At 71.1% G+C, this 16,030-nt stretch carries 11 protein-coding genes; 3 read left to right on the plus strand and 8 right to left on the minus strand.

The window, feature by feature from the left end:
• Nucleotides 1-77: 77 nt before the first annotated feature.
• From murD to mraZ, 8 genes are all read right to left on the minus strand, one after another.
• Nucleotides 78-1,631 carry a UDP-N-acetylmuramoyl-L-alanine--D-glutamate ligase gene (murD, locus tag ABLG96_RS14345; RefSeq protein ID WP_353648040.1) on the minus strand — a complete coding sequence of 518 codons (1,554 nt, stop codon included), beginning with the start codon at nt 1,629-1,631 and terminating at the stop codon, nt 78-80.
• Between the two features lie 3 nt (nt 1,632-1,634).
• Nucleotides 1,635-2,729, minus strand: a complete 1,095-nt coding sequence (gene mraY, locus ABLG96_RS14350; protein WP_353648041.1) for a phospho-N-acetylmuramoyl-pentapeptide-transferase — start codon at nt 2,727-2,729, stop codon at nt 1,635-1,637.
• Nucleotides 2,726-4,180 carry a UDP-N-acetylmuramoyl-tripeptide--D-alanyl-D-alanine ligase gene (gene murF, locus ABLG96_RS14355; RefSeq protein ID WP_353648042.1) on the minus strand — a complete coding sequence of 485 codons (1,455 nt, stop codon included), beginning with the start codon at nt 4,178-4,180 and terminating at the stop codon, nt 2,726-2,728. The genes mraY and murF overlap by 4 nt, the downstream gene beginning before the upstream one ends.
• A gap of 5 nt (nt 4,181-4,185) precedes the next feature.
• Complete coding sequence (locus tag ABLG96_RS14360; protein ID WP_353648043.1) at nt 4,186-5,769, minus strand: UDP-N-acetylmuramoyl-L-alanyl-D-glutamate--2,6-diaminopimelate ligase; 1,584 nt, start codon at nt 5,767-5,769, stop codon at nt 4,186-4,188.
• Nucleotides 5,770-5,780: 11 nt separating this feature from the next.
• Nucleotides 5,781-8,174, minus strand: a complete 2,394-nt coding sequence (locus ABLG96_RS14365; RefSeq protein ID WP_353648044.1) for a penicillin-binding transpeptidase domain-containing protein — start codon at nt 8,172-8,174, stop codon at nt 5,781-5,783.
• Nucleotides 8,171-8,752, minus strand: a complete 582-nt coding sequence (locus ABLG96_RS14370; protein ID WP_353648045.1) for a hypothetical protein — start codon at nt 8,750-8,752, stop codon at nt 8,171-8,173. The genes ABLG96_RS14365 and ABLG96_RS14370 overlap by 4 nt, the downstream gene beginning before the upstream one ends.
• Nucleotides 8,749-9,801: a 16S rRNA (cytosine(1402)-N(4))-methyltransferase RsmH gene (gene rsmH / locus ABLG96_RS14375; RefSeq protein WP_353648046.1), complete on the minus strand. Its 1,053-nt coding sequence runs from the start codon at nt 9,799-9,801 to the stop codon at nt 8,749-8,751. Before rsmH ends, ABLG96_RS14370 begins: the two co-directional genes overlap by 4 nt.
• Nucleotides 9,802-10,050: 249 nt before the next feature.
• Nucleotides 10,051-10,485 carry a division/cell wall cluster transcriptional repressor MraZ gene (gene mraZ / locus ABLG96_RS14380; RefSeq protein WP_353648047.1) on the minus strand — a complete coding sequence of 145 codons (435 nt, stop codon included), beginning with the start codon at nt 10,483-10,485 and terminating at the stop codon, nt 10,051-10,053.
• A 647-nt stretch (nt 10,486-11,132) separates the two neighbouring features.
• Here mraZ and ABLG96_RS14385 point away from each other — a divergent pair.
• Genes ABLG96_RS14385 through ABLG96_RS14395 form a run of 3 tightly spaced genes read left to right on the plus strand, consistent with a single transcriptional unit; the run spans nt 11,133 to nt 15,974 of the window.
• Nucleotides 11,133-12,200: a MoxR family ATPase gene (locus ABLG96_RS14385; protein WP_353648048.1), complete on the plus strand. Its 1,068-nt coding sequence runs from the start codon at nt 11,133-11,135 to the stop codon at nt 12,198-12,200.
• A 49-nt stretch (nt 12,201-12,249) separates the two neighbouring features.
• Nucleotides 12,250-13,608, plus strand: coding sequence for a DUF58 domain-containing protein (locus tag ABLG96_RS14390; protein ID WP_353648049.1), 1,359 nt, complete (start codon nt 12,250-12,252; stop codon nt 13,606-13,608).
• A complete protein-coding gene (locus ABLG96_RS14395) occupies nt 13,605-15,974 on the plus strand; it encodes a DUF3488 and transglutaminase-like domain-containing protein (protein WP_353648050.1) in 2,370 nt (789 codons plus the stop codon). The genes ABLG96_RS14390 and ABLG96_RS14395 overlap by 4 nt, the downstream gene beginning before the upstream one ends.
• Nucleotides 15,975-16,030: the final 56 nt, after the last annotated feature.

Below are 16,030 nucleotides of genomic sequence, written 5' to 3' on the forward strand. Positions count from 1 at the left end.
CGAATGCGGTGCGGTCCTCGAGTGTGGTGCGGTCCTCGAGTGCGGTGCGGTCTTCGAGTCGCGCGGGGACAGTGCTGTCACGACTGCGTCCCGGGGAGGGTGGAACCACCCTGGACGGGACCGAGCTCACCAGCTCCGGACCGCGACGGCCGATCGGCGAGCGCGCGGACGGCCGCGGTGAAGGCATCGCCCCTGGCCCCGTACGAGGTGAACATGTCGAGCGAGGCGGCGGCCGGGGCGAGAGCGACCGTCACGGCCGCAGCGGGTGCGCCGCCGGCGGGTCGGGCCATTGCCCACGCAGCATCCAGCACCTCACCCATCGCTCCATCGTCGGTTCTGGAGACGACGATCCGCGGGACATCCGGCGCGTGTCGGCGCAGCGCCTGCTCGATGACCTCCGCGTCCACCCCGAGCAGGACGACACCGACGAGCCGCTCCCGGACCGCCTGCACCAGATCGTCGACGGACGCTCCCTTGAGCTGTCCGCCGGCGATCCACACCACCGCATCGAGCGCCGACAACGACGCGGCGGCGGCGTGCGGGTTGGTGGCCTTGGAGTCGTCCAGGAACCGGACGCCGTCCAGCTCGAAGACCCACTGGGCCCGGTGGGCGCCCGGTCGGTAGGCCGCCAGGGCGGCCGCGATCGGCGCCGCGGGCACCCGCACCGCGCGGGCCAGGGTGGCTGCGGCCATCGCGTTGGTCAGCTGGTGCGGACCGGACGCGCCGAGGTCGGCGACCCGGAACAACGTGCCACCACCGAGGGCGGTGTCGACGACCTCGGCCGTGCCGAGGGTGCTGCGTACCCCCACTCCGGACGCACCTGGATCCCCTGCGGTGACCGGGATGCGGCGGCCCGCTGGTGCTGCCGCGAGCAGCGCGGCGGCGCCGGCGTCGTCGACGACGGCCACCGCGATCTCGCCGGTCAGCGCGACCGCCTTGGCCGCCGCATAGGAGGTGAGGTCGCCGTGCCACTCGAGGTGGTCCTCGGCGAGGTTGAGCACCACGCCGGCCCGGGGGCGGATGCTCGGGCCGTAGTGCAGTTGGAAGCTGGACAGTTCGACGGCGATGACGTCCTGCCGCGGCCGGTCCGAGCCGGCGGGTCCGTCGGCGAGCACCGCCTCCAACAGCGGCCACCCCACATTGCCGCAGGCGGTGGCCTGCAACCCCGCCGCGCGCAGGATCGCTGCGAGCATCTCGACGGTGCTGGTCTTGCCGTTGGTCCCGGTGACGGCCAGCCATGGCCGCGCGCCCCGGGGATCCTGCTGGTCGACGAGCCAGGCGAGCTCCACCTCGCCGACCACCGGAACCCCGGCAGCGGTAGCAGCCGCGGGCAGCGGTCGGTGCGGCGCGATGCCGGCGCTCATCACCACCAGCGACGTGCCGTGCGGCGGTGCGGTCAGATCGCCGGCGAAGCTGACGTCGCCCTCGATCTCCGCGAGCGCCGCCGGCGGCGGACGGTCGGAGGTGACGAGCACGGTGCAGCGGCGGGCGGCGAGGAACCGGATCACCGGCAGGCCGGTGATCCCGGCGCCGGCGGCGACGACCAGGTCGCCGGGTCCGGGCAGCGCGGTCAGGCCGGCGGGGGCCGCCGCTCCAGGTCCGGCAGCATCGGACACGCCGGCGTCGGACATCACTCAGCCGCCGGTCAGCGAGAGCCAGTCGGCGTAGAAGAGTCCGAGACCGATCGCCGCCGCAATTGCGGCCAGCAACCAGAACCGCACCAGCACCGTGGTTTCCGCCCACCCGGACAGCTCGAAGTGGTGGTGGAACGGTGCCATCCGGAACACCCGCACCTTGCGGACCTTGAAGACCGCCACCTGAATCACCACCGACAGCATCTCGATCACGAACAGCCCGGCGATCACCACCAACAGCAGTTCGGTCTTGGTGAGGATCGACAGCCCGGCGATCAGGCCGCCGAGGGCCAGCGAACCGGTGTCCCCCATGAAGATCCGGGCCGGGTGCGCGTTCCACCACAGGAAGCCGATGCAGCCGCCGAGGGCCGCTGCGGCAACGACGCCGATGTCCAACGGATCTCGGACGGAGTAGCAACCTGCGCGCGCTGCTGTGGACAGCAGGTCGTTGAAACAGCTGTTGCGGAACTGGAAGAAGCTGATGAACACGTAGCTGCCGAGCACCATCACCGACGAACCGGCAGCCAGCCCGTCCAGACCGTCGGTCAGGTTGACGGCGTTGGACCACGCGGAGATCAGCAGGAACGCGACGACGACGAAACCGATGGCGCCGAAGGAGATGAACGCCAGATCGTGGGTGTAGGACAACCGGATCGACGCGGGCGTACCGCGGGACCCGCCGAACAGCAGCGCGCCGACCGCGAACGCCACCGCGATGACCGTCTGACCGGCCAGCTTGGCCCGCTTGTTGAGCCCGAGGTTCCGCTTGCGACGGATCTTGATGAAGTCGTCGAGGAACCCGACGAGCCCCATGCCGGTGGTCAGGAACAGCAGCAGCCATGCCGACGCCGTCGGGCCGGCACGGCCGCCGCTCATGACGTCGAGCAGGATCGTCACCAGGTAGCCGACCCACATCGCCACCAGGATCGCGACGCCGCCCATGGTCGGCGTCCCGCGCTTGGTCTGGTGCGACTGCGGCCCGTCCTCGCGGATCTCCTGACCGAAGCCCGGCCGGGAGAAGACCTTGATCAGGTACGGCGTGAGCAGGATCGCGACGACCAGCCCCACCACCGCAGCGATCAGGATGTTCTTCATGCGGTGGCTCCTTCCTGGATCTCGGCGCCGTGCGCGCGGGCGACCCGGTCGCCCAGATGGCGCAGGCCGGAGTCGCGGCTCGACTTGAACAGCACCACATCGCCCGGAGTGAGTATCTCCGCCAGGAGTTGCTCGGCCGAGTCCGGGTCGGGAACCAGCCGCACCTGGGTCCCCGGGCCGCTCACCCCGTCGGCGATCGGCGCCGCCTCGCCCACCGCGATCACCATGTCCAGACCGAGTTCCGCTGCCTGAGCGCCGACCGCGGCATGCAGCCGATCCGAATCCGGACCGAGTTCCCGCATCGCGCCGAGTACCGCGACGGTCCGGCGGCCCGAGCGCATCGCCGCGAGCGCGCGCAGGGCCGCGCGCATCGACTCGGGGTTGGCGTTGTAGGCATCGTTGACCAGGGTGATCCCGTCCGGCAGGTCGTGGACCTCCATCCGCCAGCGGCTCAGCACCGTGGCCGAGGCGACGGCGCCCACTGCCGCCAGGACCGGCACCCCAGCGGCGGCCGCCGCCGCGATGACAGCGAGCACGTTGCCGATCTGGTGCTCTCCGGGGGCGGCGAGTCGGTCGATGACCGCGTCCAGCTGTTCGTCACCGACGGGGGTGCGCACCCGGCCGCGCACCCGGAACCCGGCACAGCCGCGCGCGTCGATGCTGACGTCCGTCGCCCGCAGATCGGCCCGCTCGCCGCGCCCGACCGACACGACGTGGGCCGGGGTGGCTGCTGCCATCGCAGCGACCAGCTCGTCGTCGGCGTTGAGCACCGCGACGCCGTTCGCCGGAAGTGCCTGCACCAGTTCGGATTTGGTGGTCGCGATGGCCTCCACCGAGCCGAACGGGCCGAGGTGCGCGCTGCCGACGTTGAGCACCACACCGATGCTCGGCGGCGCGATCGTCGTCAGGTAACGGATGTGCCCGACCCCCGAGGCGCCCATCTCCGCGACCAGGAACCGGGTCGATCCCGTGACCCGGCAGGCCGTCAGCGGGACGCCGACCTCGGAGTTGAGCGAGCCGACAGGGGCGATCGTCTCGCCCGCGGTCCGCAGCACCTGGGCCAACAGGTCCTTGGTGGTGGTCTTGCCGGAGGAGCCGGTGATGCCGATGATCGACAGTCCCTGGCAGCGACGGAGCACCTCGGCGCCGAGCGCAGCGAACGCGTCCTGGACGTCGGTGACGACGACGGTCGGGTGCACCCCCACCGGCCGGAGCCCCAGGGTGGCAACGGCTCCGCGCTCGGCGGCTGCTGCGGCGAAGTCGTGGCCGTCGGCGTGCTCGCCGATCCTGGCCACGTAGAGACTGCCCGGTGTCGCCTGCCGGGAATCGGTGACGACCGCGGACGACACGACGACGGCGCCGACCTCGGGTGCCGCAGCGGCGTCCCCGGCGTCAGCAGCGGGCGGGACCAGCCGGCCGTGAACCGCCACGGCGATCTCGTCGAGCGTCATCGCGATCACTGCGCACCGCCGGGCAGCGGCAGTCGGCGCAGCGCAGCAGTGAGCTCGGCCTCGTCCGAGAACGGATGCTTCACGCCGTGGATCTCCTGCCCCGTCTCGTGCCCCTTGCCCGCGATCACCACGGCGTCTCCAGGACGCGCGGCGGCGACAGCGGTTCCGATCGCGGCCCGTCGATCACCGATCTCCCGGACCTCGATGTCGCGATCTTCGCCGCGTGCACCGCGCAGGACCGCTGCCCGGATGGTGCCGGGGTCCTCGGAGCGGGGGTTGTCGTCGGTGACGATCACCAGGTCGGCCCGCGCGACGGCGGCCGCGCCCATCAGGGCTCGTTTGCCGCTGTCCCGGTCGCCGCCGGCCCCGATCACCGCGATCACCCGGCCCGGGACCGATCCCCGGACGGCGTCCAGCACGGCGGCGATCGCCGCCGGTTTGTGGGCGTAGTCGATGACGGCCAGGAACTGCTGGCCGACGTCGATGCGTTGCATCCGGCCGGGGACCTGGACCCCTTCCAGCGCCCTGGCGGCGAGCTCCGGATCCAGCCCGGCGGCGTCGATGCAGGCGATCGCGGTGAGCGCGTTCGCCACGTTGTAGGACCCCGGGATGGCCAGATCGCAGCGGATCTGCTGGCCGGCAGGGCCGGTGAGTCGCAGGTGCTGGCGCCCGGTGGGATCGCTGCCGACGACGGCTGCCCGCCAACTCGCGGATACGTCCGGCCGGGTCGACACGGTGAGCGCTCCCGGGTTCTCCTGCGCCAGCCGGGTGCCCCATTCGTCGTCGATGACCACGACCGCAGCATCACTTCGCCCGTCGAACAGCTTGGCCTTGGCCGCGAAGTAGTCGTCCATGTCGGGATGGAAGTCGAGGTGGTCCTGGCTCAGGTTGGTGAACGCGCCGACCGCGAACCGGGTCCCGCCCACCCGGCCGAGGGCCAGCGCATGGGAGGAGACCTCCATCGTCACCGCCTGCACCCCACGTTCGACCATCACCGCCAGCAGCGCCTGCAGGTCCGGCGCCTCCGGGGTGGTGAACGCGCTGGGGATCACCTCGTCCGCGGGCGCGTCGGGATCACCGGCCCCGCCGCCGATCCGCGTCATCACGGTGCCGATCAGCCCGGTCCGCAGTCCCTGGGCAGCCAGCGCCGCCTCGATCAGGAAGCAGGTGGTCGTCTTGCCCGACGTCCCGGTGACCCCGATCATCCTGAGCCGGGTGGACGGGTAGCCGTAGATCGCGGCGGACACCGGCCCGAGAGCGCTCCGGGGATCTGCGGTGACGAGCACCGGCAGCGCGACACCGTGGTCGGCAATCAGGGAAGCACCGACCGGGTCGGTGAGCACCGCGACCGCTCCGGCCGCGGCTGCGTCGGCCGCGAACTGGGCGCCGTGCGTGCGAGCGCCCGGGAGCGCACCGAACAGATCGCCGGGTCGGACCTCGTGGCCCCGCAACGAGGCCCCGGTGACCTGCACTGCTGCAGCCGATCCGAAGTCCGTCGGGGGCCGCTCAACGGACTCCGGCAGCAGCCCGGCGAGAGCGCTCAACGGGACGCCGACGACGCTCGTGGGGCGCAGCGGCGAGAGGGACACGTCCGGCAACGCTACCCGTTCTCCCCCGCCGGAACGGTGAAGAAGGGCGTGTAGTCGGGAGCCTTGGTGGTCGACGGCGGGACGTCCATCGCGTCCGTCAGATAGCTGCCGACGTCGTGGAACAGCGGTGCAGCGTTGGTGCCGCCCTCGCGGTCACCCTTGGTCGGGCGATCCAACGAGAGGGTGATCACGTATTGCGGTTTGTCGGCCGGCAGGAAGCCGGCGAACGTGGTGGTGAACTCCGTCTTGGAGTAGACACCGTCGACGACCTGCTGGGCGGTGCCGGTCTTCCCGGCGACCTGGTAGCCGTTGATCGCGGCGAACGGGGCGGTGCCGTGGTTCTCGGCGCCCTCGCCGTCCTGCATGGTGGCGGTCAACCACTTCTGCAGGGTGCGCGCGGTCTTCGCGCTCATCACCCGCACCCCGGCGCCGCGGGAGCTCTGCTCGACCTTGCCGTCGGGCGAGGTCGTCGATTGGATGATCGAGGGTTTGACCAGCACCCCGTCGTTGGCGATCGCCTGGTACATGGTGGCCAGCTGCACCATTGTCATCGACAAGCCCTGGCCGATCGGCAGGTTCGCGAACGAGCCGGCACTCCATTCGGACTTCGCGGGGTCCGGATCGTAGGGCGGCAGGAATCCCGAGTCCTCGTTGTTGAGCTCGACACCGGTCTTGACGCCGATACCGAACTTGCGCTCCATGTCGTAGAACGCCTGCTTCCCGACCTGCTGGGCGATCATCAGGGTGCCGACGTTGCTCGACTTGGCCAGGATGCCCTGGACCTTCATGTCCAGCAGCGGGTGCACCCAGGCATCGCGCACCGTGGTGCCGCCGTCGAAGGTGATGTCGTAGCCGACCGGCAGCACCATCTTCTCGTTGATCTTGCCCGCCTCCAGCGCGGCGGCGAAGGTGACAACCTTGTTCACCGAACCGGGCTCGATCCGGTTGGTGATCGCGCCGTTGCCGGACTCGGTCGGCGTCTTGCGAGCCTTGCAGCTGGCCATCGCGAACAGTTTGTTGGTCTTCGCGTCGGTGACGACGATGTCCCCGCCCTGCGCACCGGTCTGGGTGACGGTGTCGCAGAGCAGCTGCTGGATCACGTACTGCCCCGAGGCGTTGATCGACAGCTGGATCGACGAGCCGTCGGTCGCGGGGGTCTCGGACGTCACCGTGCCGGGGATCGGGGTGCCGGAGGGTTGGATGTCGAACGTCCGGGAACCCGCCGTGCCGGCCAGCAGCGAGTCGAAGCGGTTCTCGACCCCGGACAGCCCGTGGCCGTCCCAGCCCAGGGTGCCGACGATGGCGTCGCCGATGCTCTGCGAGGGGTACTCGCGGATCGACTGCGACTCGGTGGAGACGGCGTTGATCACCTTGTCCTTCTGCTTCACCGTCAGCTTCAGGCGCTTGTTCTTGTCGGTGAGGATGTCGTAGACGGAGGCCATGATCACGTCGGCCTGCGCGGGCGTCAGCTTGTCCGCGACGTAGAGGTACGTCTTGCCGGACTTCATCTTCGCCAGCAACTGCTCGCGAGTGATCGTGCCGTCCGCCTGGGTGCCCTTCAGGCCGGCCATGATCTTGTCGGCCACCTGACCGCGCTGGATGTCGTCGGAGAAGACCGTCGGCCGGATCGCCAACCGGCGCCCCTCGACACTGAACGCGAACGGGGTCCCGGTGGCGTCGGTGATCCGACCCCGCTGGGCGGGCAGCTCGATGGTGCGCTGACGCTGGTCGGCGCCGATGGCCGCGTAGCTGTCGGCATTGACCACCTGGACGAAGACCAGCTTGACCATCGCGGCAGCGAGCAGCGACAGCATCAGCGTCAGGGCCACCCGGCCGCGCACCTTCTGGTTGATCCGGGCCGCGCGCTTGTTGACCCGACGCCCGCGCACCGACCGGGTCTTGGCCCGCGCCCTGACCGGTCGGCTGACGACCCGCTGGCCGTCGGGACGGGCACCCCGCTCGGTCGGACGCCGCCGGCCGGTGGACTCCGGTGCTGCGGCGGGGCGCGGGGTGCGGACGGTGCGCTCGGGGGTGGCGGCGCGGTCCGCGTGCGGACGGCCGACCCCGCGGTCACGGGCAGCCCGTGGGCGCTCGAGGGGGGTCGTCGGGGCGGCGGTGCGTCTCGGCGTGCGCCGCTCGTCGGCGCGAGGGGCGCGGTCCGAGGTGCCTCCGGTGGACCGCTGGGTGGCGCGAGCTCGGTCGGCGCGTGGTTCGGTGGGGCGCGGCTCGGTGCGGCGCGGCTCGGTGCGGCGCGGCTCGGTGCGGCGCGGCTCGGTGCGGCGCGGCTCGGTGCGGCGCGGCACGGCCGGACGGCCGGACGGGGTGGCGGCCCGCCGACGCGGATCGCTCGGCGGATTGCCGCCGGTGGACCGGTCGCCGCGGCTCGGGTTCGGTGGCGGCGTCATCCGTTGCCGGCCGGAGCAGCCGAGCCCGACGGCTTGATGACGACGCACGGCGTGCGGTTGCAGTCGATGATCGCACTGTTGCTCGCCGGGACCAGACCGAGGGCCTTGGCCCGGTCAGCGAGGTTCGGCGTCGAGTCGAGCGAGGCGACCTCGCGCTGCAGCGTTTCGATGTCGAGCTGGTACCGATCGGCCAGATCCTGGCTCCGGCCGATCTGCACGCCGGTCTCCGATGTCCGGGTGTTCAGCACCAGCACGCCGACCGCTCCGACAGCGAGGACGAGAATGATCAGGGCGATGAACGGAACCTTCGACAGCGACCCGCGAATGGTGCGCCCACCGTGATCGACCCGGTCGTGCGCGATCCGCCCGGTGCGTCTGCGCCGACGCTCGTACGCCCGGTCGGCGGCGGTGGTGGTGACCGCTCCCGTGCGGTCGGCGACGCGCGAGCCGGCCACGGGAGACCGGGTGGCGCTGCGCGAGCCGGCGGTGCTGCGCGCCCCTGCGGAGATCGTCCGCGCCGCGGACGCGCGCCCGGCGACCGGAGCACGACGGCTGCGACGAATCGGTGTCTGGGTCATGCTGCGCTCCGGATGCGTTGTGCTGCACGTAGTTTGGCCGAATTGGCGCGGGGATTCTGGACGATCTCGGCGGCGGACGGTGCCTGCATCCCACGGGTCACGAGTCGGAACTCCGGGTCGTGTCCCGGCAGGTCCATCGGCAGGTCGAGCGGTGTGGTGGAGGTACTCCGGGCCACGAACTCCTGCTTGACGATTCGGTCCTCGAGGGAGTGGAAACTCATCACGACGATCCGGCCGTCGACGGCCAGTGCGTCCATCGCCGCCGGCACCGCCCTGCGCACCGTCCCGAGCTCGTCGTTCACCTCGATCCGCAGTGCCTGGAAGGTGCGCTTGCCGGGATGCCCTCCGGTGCGGCGGGCGGCCGCGGGAATGCTGCTGCGGATCAACTCGACGAGCTCGGCGCTGCTGGCCAGCGGAGCCGCCGTCCGCCGGCGGTCGATCGCCGAGGCGATCCGCGGCGCGAACTTCTCCTCGCCGTACTGACGCAGGATCCGCACGAGTTCGGAGACCGAGTAGGTGTTGACGACCTCGGCCGCGGTCAGCGGAGCCGTCGGATCCATCCGCATGTCCAGCGGCGCGTCGACCGAGTAGGCGAACCCTCGCTCGGTGCGATCCAGCTGGAGCGAGGAGACCCCGAGATCGAACAGCACGGCGTTCACGGTGCCGTCCGACCGCAGCGCCAGATCGGCGATGACGGCCGAGAGCTCGTCGTTGACGGCGTGGACGAGGTGCGCCCGGTCGGCGAAACCGGCGGCGTGGATGCGCGCGCCGGCGATCTGGAGGGCCTGGGGATCCCGGTCGACGCCGATCAACCGCAGCTGCGGGTGGTCCGTGAGCATCCGTAGTGCATGCCCTGCCATGCCGAGCGTCGCATCGACGTACACGGCGTCCGGCGCACCCAGTGCCGGCGCCAGCAGCTCCGCGATGCGGTCGATGAGGATCGGGGTGTGGATGTCGTCGAGTTCGCGCGGTGGTGCGGCGGTGTCCGCGGCTGTGTCCGCGGCTGTGTCTGCGGCACGGTCGGGGAGGTCACCGGACTGGTCGTTCATCGATCCCCCTCTCGCTGCGCTGGCCGGGTTGCTGATGTGTCTGGTGGAGCGCGGCACCGGCGGGTGCGGGCTCCGGTCGATCGTCGGGAGGAGTGCTGCGGGGTGGGGGCGCCGATCCGGGTGAACCTGCCGCCTGGTCCCCACCCGCCGGATGCGGTGCCTGGCGCGGGGGAAGTCGCGTCAGGAACCGATCGACGGGTGCAGGCCGGGTCGCAGGTGCGTTCCGTCTGCTGCCCATGGATGCTCAGGTCACAGCAGGGTCCCCCGTTCGGGACTGGCGTAGGCCGCCTCCTGGCGGGCCTCGTACCGCTCCCACTCCGCGGCGTCCCAGATCTCCATCCGCAGCCCGGCGCCGACGATCACGACGTCCTTGGACAGCTGCGCGTACTGCCGCATCCGGACCGGGACGGAGACCCGCCCCTGACCGTCGGGTGTCTGCTCGTCGGTGTTGGCGAGCATGTAGCGCTGGAACCCACGAGCCCGCTCGTCGGTGACGTCGGCCTTGATGGCGTCGGCAGCGAACTGCTCGAACCCGTCACGGGTGAGCACGTAGACGCAGTGGTCCTGACCCTTCACCAACATCACGCCCCCAGCGAACTGGTCGCGGTACCGGGCAGGCAGGGTGACGCGGCCCTTGTCGTCCATGCGGGGGGTGTAGGTACCGAAGAAGCCCGCTGTCGCCATGAGCTGCTCACCTCCTCCACCTCCACCATGTCCGGCTGTGTTGCAACCCCGCAGCCCTTTTCGACCCTCACTGTGCCACAGCCCCCCACTTTCTGCCACCAACTGCCGAGATGTCGCCGAACATTCCAGCGTTCGAGTGAAGGAGCGACTGTTTACCCAGGTCACGGCAGTGGCAGGAAGTGGGTGGTGGGAGTCGACAGCGGCCCATCGGCGGCATGAATCCGGCGGTCAGCAGACCGGTTCACCCACAGCCGGGCGCTGCCGCGCGCGGGACGGCACGGATCGCGCGGCCGGCACGCTGCTCGGGCGGCTCGCGGTGGGGCGGAGTGGGGAAGCGGGCGGGCGGGGTTGGGACGACGGGCGTGGCGGGGTGCGGACCGCAAGTGGGCGGGGTGGGAACGCCGAGGAGGCAGATCCGGTCGTCTGGCCCGGAGCCGGCGCGGGTCCTCCGCGGTGCGTCCTTTCGGGCGGCAGTCGGACAAGATCGGCCCATCCCGGTGATCTTTTGGCAAACTGACCACAACCTCGGAAAACCCGTCCGCGCGCCGGTCTCGCATCGTCGTCGTCGACTCGGGTCGCCGAGGAACCGTGGGCGTCACCTCCGACTGCACCGGCTGTCGGGGCGCCCAGCGACCGGAAGGACGCCTGTGGCTCAGCACTCGACGACCGATGCCCAACAGCGGACGGTCGGCGATCCCGCCGGCGGACCGATCAACGGGGCACCGCACTCCTCGGCCGCAACGGGAGCCGCAGGCGGCCCGCTGGATCCGGTGACCATCGCCGACCTCGGTCGCCGCATCGCCGCCTCGATGGCGAAGGTCCTGCTCGGCAAGCCGGAGGTGCTGCGCCTGGCGACCATTTCGTTGCTGACGGAGGGCCATCTGCTCATCGAGGACGTGCCCGGTACCGGGAAGACCAGCCTCGCCAAGGCCCTGGCCAAGTCGGTGGGCGGCAGCGTCAGCCGCGTGCAGTTCACCCCCGACCTGATGCCCTCCGACGTCACGGGGGTGAGCATCTACGACCGCGCCAGCAGTGCCTTCGAGTTCCGGCCGGGTCCGGTGTTCGCCAACATCGTCGTCGCCGACGAGATCAACCGGGCCTCACCGAAGACCCAGTCGGCCCTGCTCGAATCGATGGAGGAGCGGCAGGTCAGTGTCGATGGCACGACCTATCCGCTGTCCCGCCCGTTCCTGGTGCTGGCCACCCAGAACCCGGTGGAGATGGAGGGCACCTATCCGCTGCCGGAGGCGCAGCGCGACCGCTTCCTGGCCAGGACCTCGATCGGTTACCCCGATGCGGCCTCGGAGGTGGCGATGCTCGGCGACCGGGACGTCGTCGACCCGCTGGGATCGCTGTCCCCGGTGGTGGATGTCGAGACCGTGAGCCGGATGATCGACGGCGTCAACCGGATCCACATCGCCCCGGAGCTCCGCAACTACCTGGTCGAGCTGGTCGGCGCGACCCGTCGCACGCCCGATGTGCGGCTCGGCGCCTCCCCGCGGGCGATCCTGCACCTGGCGCGGGCGTCGAAGGCCGCAGCAGCGCTGGACGGTCGCCCGTTCGTCGTTCCGGACGACATCCAGCGTCTTGCCCCCGCCGTACTGGCGCACCGGCTGCTGCTGACCGTCGAGGCGCACGCAGCCCATCGCTCCGCCGAGGGGATCATCACCGACCTGCTGGGCCGGGTCCGGGTGCCGAGAGGCGCTGGGGGATGACGGAACACCCCCGCGCGGCCGGAGCCGGCAGCTCCACGGGCAGCCCGTGATGGGCACCGAAAGCAGCAAGGGCAAGCGGGCCGGCGGGAACATTGGTGGGAGGACTGCTGTGCGCGACGGCGGCCCGGTGCGCGGTCTCACCACCCGCGGCCGGTGTCTGTTGGCCGGCGGGGTGGCTGCCGCCGTGTGCGCATTCCTGCTCGACGAGCGGGACCTGCTGCGGGTCGGGATCTTCGCGATCATCATCCCGTTGCTGGCGATCGCGGTGACCGCCACCCGCCGTCCGAAGCTCGAGGTCACCCACCAGGTACACCCCGACCGCCTCACCCCGGGCATCACCGGCCAGGTCGCTGTCTCGGTCGCCAACGCTGGGTCCAGCAGGGCCAGGGCGTTCGAGTTCGTGGAACCGGCGATCCCCGGTCTCACCCGCGGGGTCAGGCGCCTCGTCCCCGGTCTGCGCAGTGGACACGGCTACCGGATGACCTACCCGGTCTCGGCCGCCCGCCGAGGTCGCTTCCAGGTGGGACCGGCACTGGCGCTCACCCACGACGTGTTCGGGCTCTGGGAGGACGCGACCGACCTGCCAGGCACCTCCGATGTGCTGGTCGTCCCCCAGGTCGTCCGGCTCACCGGTCTTCCGCTCGGCGCCGGCAACCGCTCGGCGTCCTCCGGTCGGGCGGCCACCGGTACCACCGGCGGAGATCCGGACGTCGGGGTCCGCAACTACCGCAGCGGCGACGACATCCGCACGATCCACTGGCGAGCCTCCGCCCGACACGACGAGCTGATGGTCCGACTGGACGAACCCGTCTCCCACGGTGGCGCCGTCGTCCTGCTGGACCATCGCGCCGGCGTGCACCGCGGGGCCGACGCGGACTCCAGCCTCGAGCTCGCGGTGGTGCTCGCCGCCTCGGTCAGCCTGCACCTGTTGAACACCGATCACGAGGTCCGGCTGGCCGGTCACCAGAGCACCATCGTGCACGGTCACGACATCACCGACAGCGTGCTCAGCGGACTTGCCGAGCTCGAGGCAGACGACGTCCGCACGCTGGGTTTCCCGCCGGTCGGGTCCGCAGGGATGGTCATCGCCATCCTCGGTGCCCTCGACCTGGCGACCATCAGCGCGCTCGTCGCGGGCCGTCCGCGGGGCATCCAGGGCGTCGCGCTGCTGATCGAGACCGCCGACTGGGCGCAGCCCGGCGAGGCGACGGGGATGCCCGTCACCGCTGCCCGCAGCGCGCTGCAGGCAGCCGGCTGGCGCACCGTGTCCATCCGACGGGGTGACGATCTGGCAACCGCCTGGCGACGTGTCTGTACCGTCGGCAGTGAGGACGTCGAGCAGGCCGGTCAGGTCGATCCGGCTGCCGGCCGGGCCCGTCAGTACCAGGAGCAGGTGAGATCCCGATGACCCTGCTGTCCGATCCACCGGTCCCGCCGGCCGTCGCCGGGCCGCCCGGACCCCCGGCCGCACCCGCTGGGGTGGTGCCCGCCGCCGGACCGCCCCGTCAGGTGCGAGCCCCGATCGACGACCGCGTCTCGCTGGTTCCCAGTCTGTTGGCCGTCCTCGCGCTGCTCGCCGGCTCCGCTGCACTGAGCTCGGTGCTCGAGAAACCGACCTGGGTCCTGCCGATCGTCGAAGTGGTCGGCATCGTGTGGCTGCTCGGTGTCGGCTGTCGCCTGCTGCGCTCCCCCGCCCCGATCACCGTGCTGGTCCAGTTCGCCGGCTTCCTGGTCGTGCTGACGAGCCTGTTCACCTCGTCGGGGATCGGTGGTCTGATCCCCACCGCCGCGGCCTTCCGCGATGCGGGGGACCTGCTGCGCGACGCCTGGGCGCAGATCCTGGCCACCGTCCCGCCCGCACCGACGACGCCCGCGCTCACCTTCCTGGCGGCGCTCGCGCTGGGCACGACTGCCCTCATCGTCGACTTCCTGGTGGCCGAGGCGAAGGCCCCGGCGCTGGTCGCACTCCCCCTGCTGTGCCTGTACTCGGTGCCGGCGTCGATCTCCACCCAGTCGCTGCCGTGGTGGACGTTCGTCGCACCGGCCCTGCTGTATGCCGCGCTGCTGGCCAGTACCGGCTCCCTGCTCACCCGGCGACTCGGGCGAGCCTCGGTCGGACTCGTCGTGTCCGGCGTGCTCGTCGCGGGTGTGGGTGCCGGAGCTGGGGTGTTCGGCGGCGACTCGGTCACGGCTGTCGGGACCGAGGGACACCTGCCCCGAAACGGTGTGAGCGGCGGCCAGATCGGATTGAGCCCGTTCACGTCGCTGCGCGGCGACCTGAAGCGCGGCGAACCCGTCGAGCTGCTGTTGGTCCGCGACCAGCCCGTCGACGACTACCTGCGGGTGGTGGCGCTGCAGGTGTGGCGCTCCGGTCAGGACGCGGGATTCAGCTTCGGCGCACTCACCGACGACGGCGACCCACTCAGCGGGATCAGCGCGACGACCCCGGGTGGCGCCCCCGTTGAGGTGACGGTCGAGTCGCTGCGCTGGGCCGACAAGTGGTTGCCGATGTTCGCCGGTACCCAGGCGATCCAGGGCCTCGGTCCCGATTGGCAGTACGACCGCTCGCTCTCGACGGTCTACCGCGAGCAGGAGCAGAACCCGAAGTCCTACCGCTTGCTCACCTCCTTCGAGATGCCGACCGCCGCAGACCTGCGCACCGACACGGTGACGCCGACCGCAGAGCTCCTTGACACCACCGGCATCCCCGATTCGGTTCGGAACACCGCGGCCAACGTGGTGGCCGGCCAGCAGACGCCGTTCGCCAAGGCCGATGCTCTGCTGAAGTACTTCACGAATCCCGCCAACGGTTTCACCTACTCGTTGCAGGTTCCCCCCGGCAGCAGCGGCAACCAGCTCGCCGACTTCCTGGAGAACAAGCAGGGGTACTGCGAGCAGTACGCATCGGCGATGGCGGCGATGCTGCGCACCGTCGGGATTCCGTCGCGGGTCGCTGTCGGTTTCACCCAGGGTGAGCTGAAGAACGACGGGACGCGGGTCATCACCACCAACGACGCGCACGCCTGGGTGGAGGTCCGCTTCGACGAACACGGGTGGGTGCGGTTCGATCCCACTCCGCTGACCGGTGGGACCGGTCGCGAGAACGGCTTCACCGAAGGCGGCACCGGTTCCGGCGACGGCACCGGCGATACGAGTTCGGCGTCCGAGACGGTCGGCCCGTCCACGGAGACGAGCGTGGACACCACCGGTCGCGGCGACCAGCAGCCGGGTCTTAATCCCGACGACGGCGGCACCGACAGCTCGAGCACGACCGCGGCCCAGGTCGCCGAACCCGCGACGCCGACCGGTCTGGCCGCGGTCCCGCGCTGGGTGTGGTGGGGCCTCGGACTGGTCGCGCTGCTGGTGGTGCTCGCGATGGTCCCCGGCCTGGTCCGCGGTCAACGGCGGCGCAACAGGGTGCAGGTGGCGAGCAGCGGCGGACCGGGCGCCGCGACTGCGGCCTGGGCGGAGATCGAGGATCTGATGCTCGACCACCGGGTGGCCTTGATCCCGACCGAATCCACTCGGACGACCGCCAACCGGGTTGCGAAGGTGGGCGGACTGAACCAGGCCGGCCGGACCCAGCTCCGCTCGCTGGTGATCGCTGCCGAGCAGCAGTGGTATGCCGACGGGCACTCCTCGGTGGCGGTCGCGGCACCACCGCAGGAGGATCTGGCCCCAGCGATCCAAGCCGTCCGCGCCGGACTGACCCAGGCGATCCCGCTCCGAGCCGCCGAGCGTTGGCTTCCGAGAAGCCTGCGGCCCCGGGTCTGAGCCGACTCTGTGCCGGTCCCGCGACTTCTGAGGTGATCGAGCAAGAGAGGAACGAA

The organism is Nakamurella sp. A5-74 (genome assembly GCF_040438885.1).
In the GTDB taxonomy this organism is placed as follows: domain Bacteria; phylum Actinomycetota; class Actinomycetes; order Mycobacteriales; family Nakamurellaceae; genus Nakamurella.

Bases quoted from the DNA above. Each gene is read 5' to 3' on its own strand.
- ABLG96_RS14390 (WP_353648049.1), top strand. From the start codon at position 12,250: ATGGGCACCGAAAGCAGCAAGGGCAAGCGGGCCGGCGGGAACATTGGT.
- ABLG96_RS14395 (WP_353648050.1), top strand. From the start codon at position 13,605: ATGACCCTGCTGTCCGATCCACCGGTCCCGCCGGCCGTCGCCGGGCCG.
- rsmH (WP_353648046.1), bottom strand. From the start codon at position 9,801: ATGAACGACCAGTCCGGTGACCTCCCCGACCGTGCCGCAGACACAGCC.
- mraY (WP_353648041.1), bottom strand. From the start codon at position 2,729: ATGAAGAACATCCTGATCGCTGCGGTGGTGGGGCTGGTCGTCGCGATC.
- ABLG96_RS14365 (WP_353648044.1), bottom strand. From the start codon at position 8,174: ATGACGCCGCCACCGAACCCGAGCCGCGGCGACCGGTCCACCGGCGGC.
- murD (WP_353648040.1), bottom strand. From the start codon at position 1,631: ATGTCCGACGCCGGCGTGTCCGATGCTGCCGGACCTGGAGCGGCGGCC.
- ABLG96_RS14370 (WP_353648045.1), bottom strand. From the start codon at position 8,752: ATGACCCAGACACCGATTCGTCGCAGCCGTCGTGCTCCGGTCGCCGGG.
- murF (WP_353648042.1), bottom strand. From the start codon at position 4,180: ATGACGCTCGACGAGATCGCCGTGGCGGTTCACGGCCGGCTGGTCCCG.
- mraZ (WP_353648047.1), bottom strand. From the start codon at position 10,485: ATGGCGACAGCGGGCTTCTTCGGTACCTACACCCCCCGCATGGACGAC.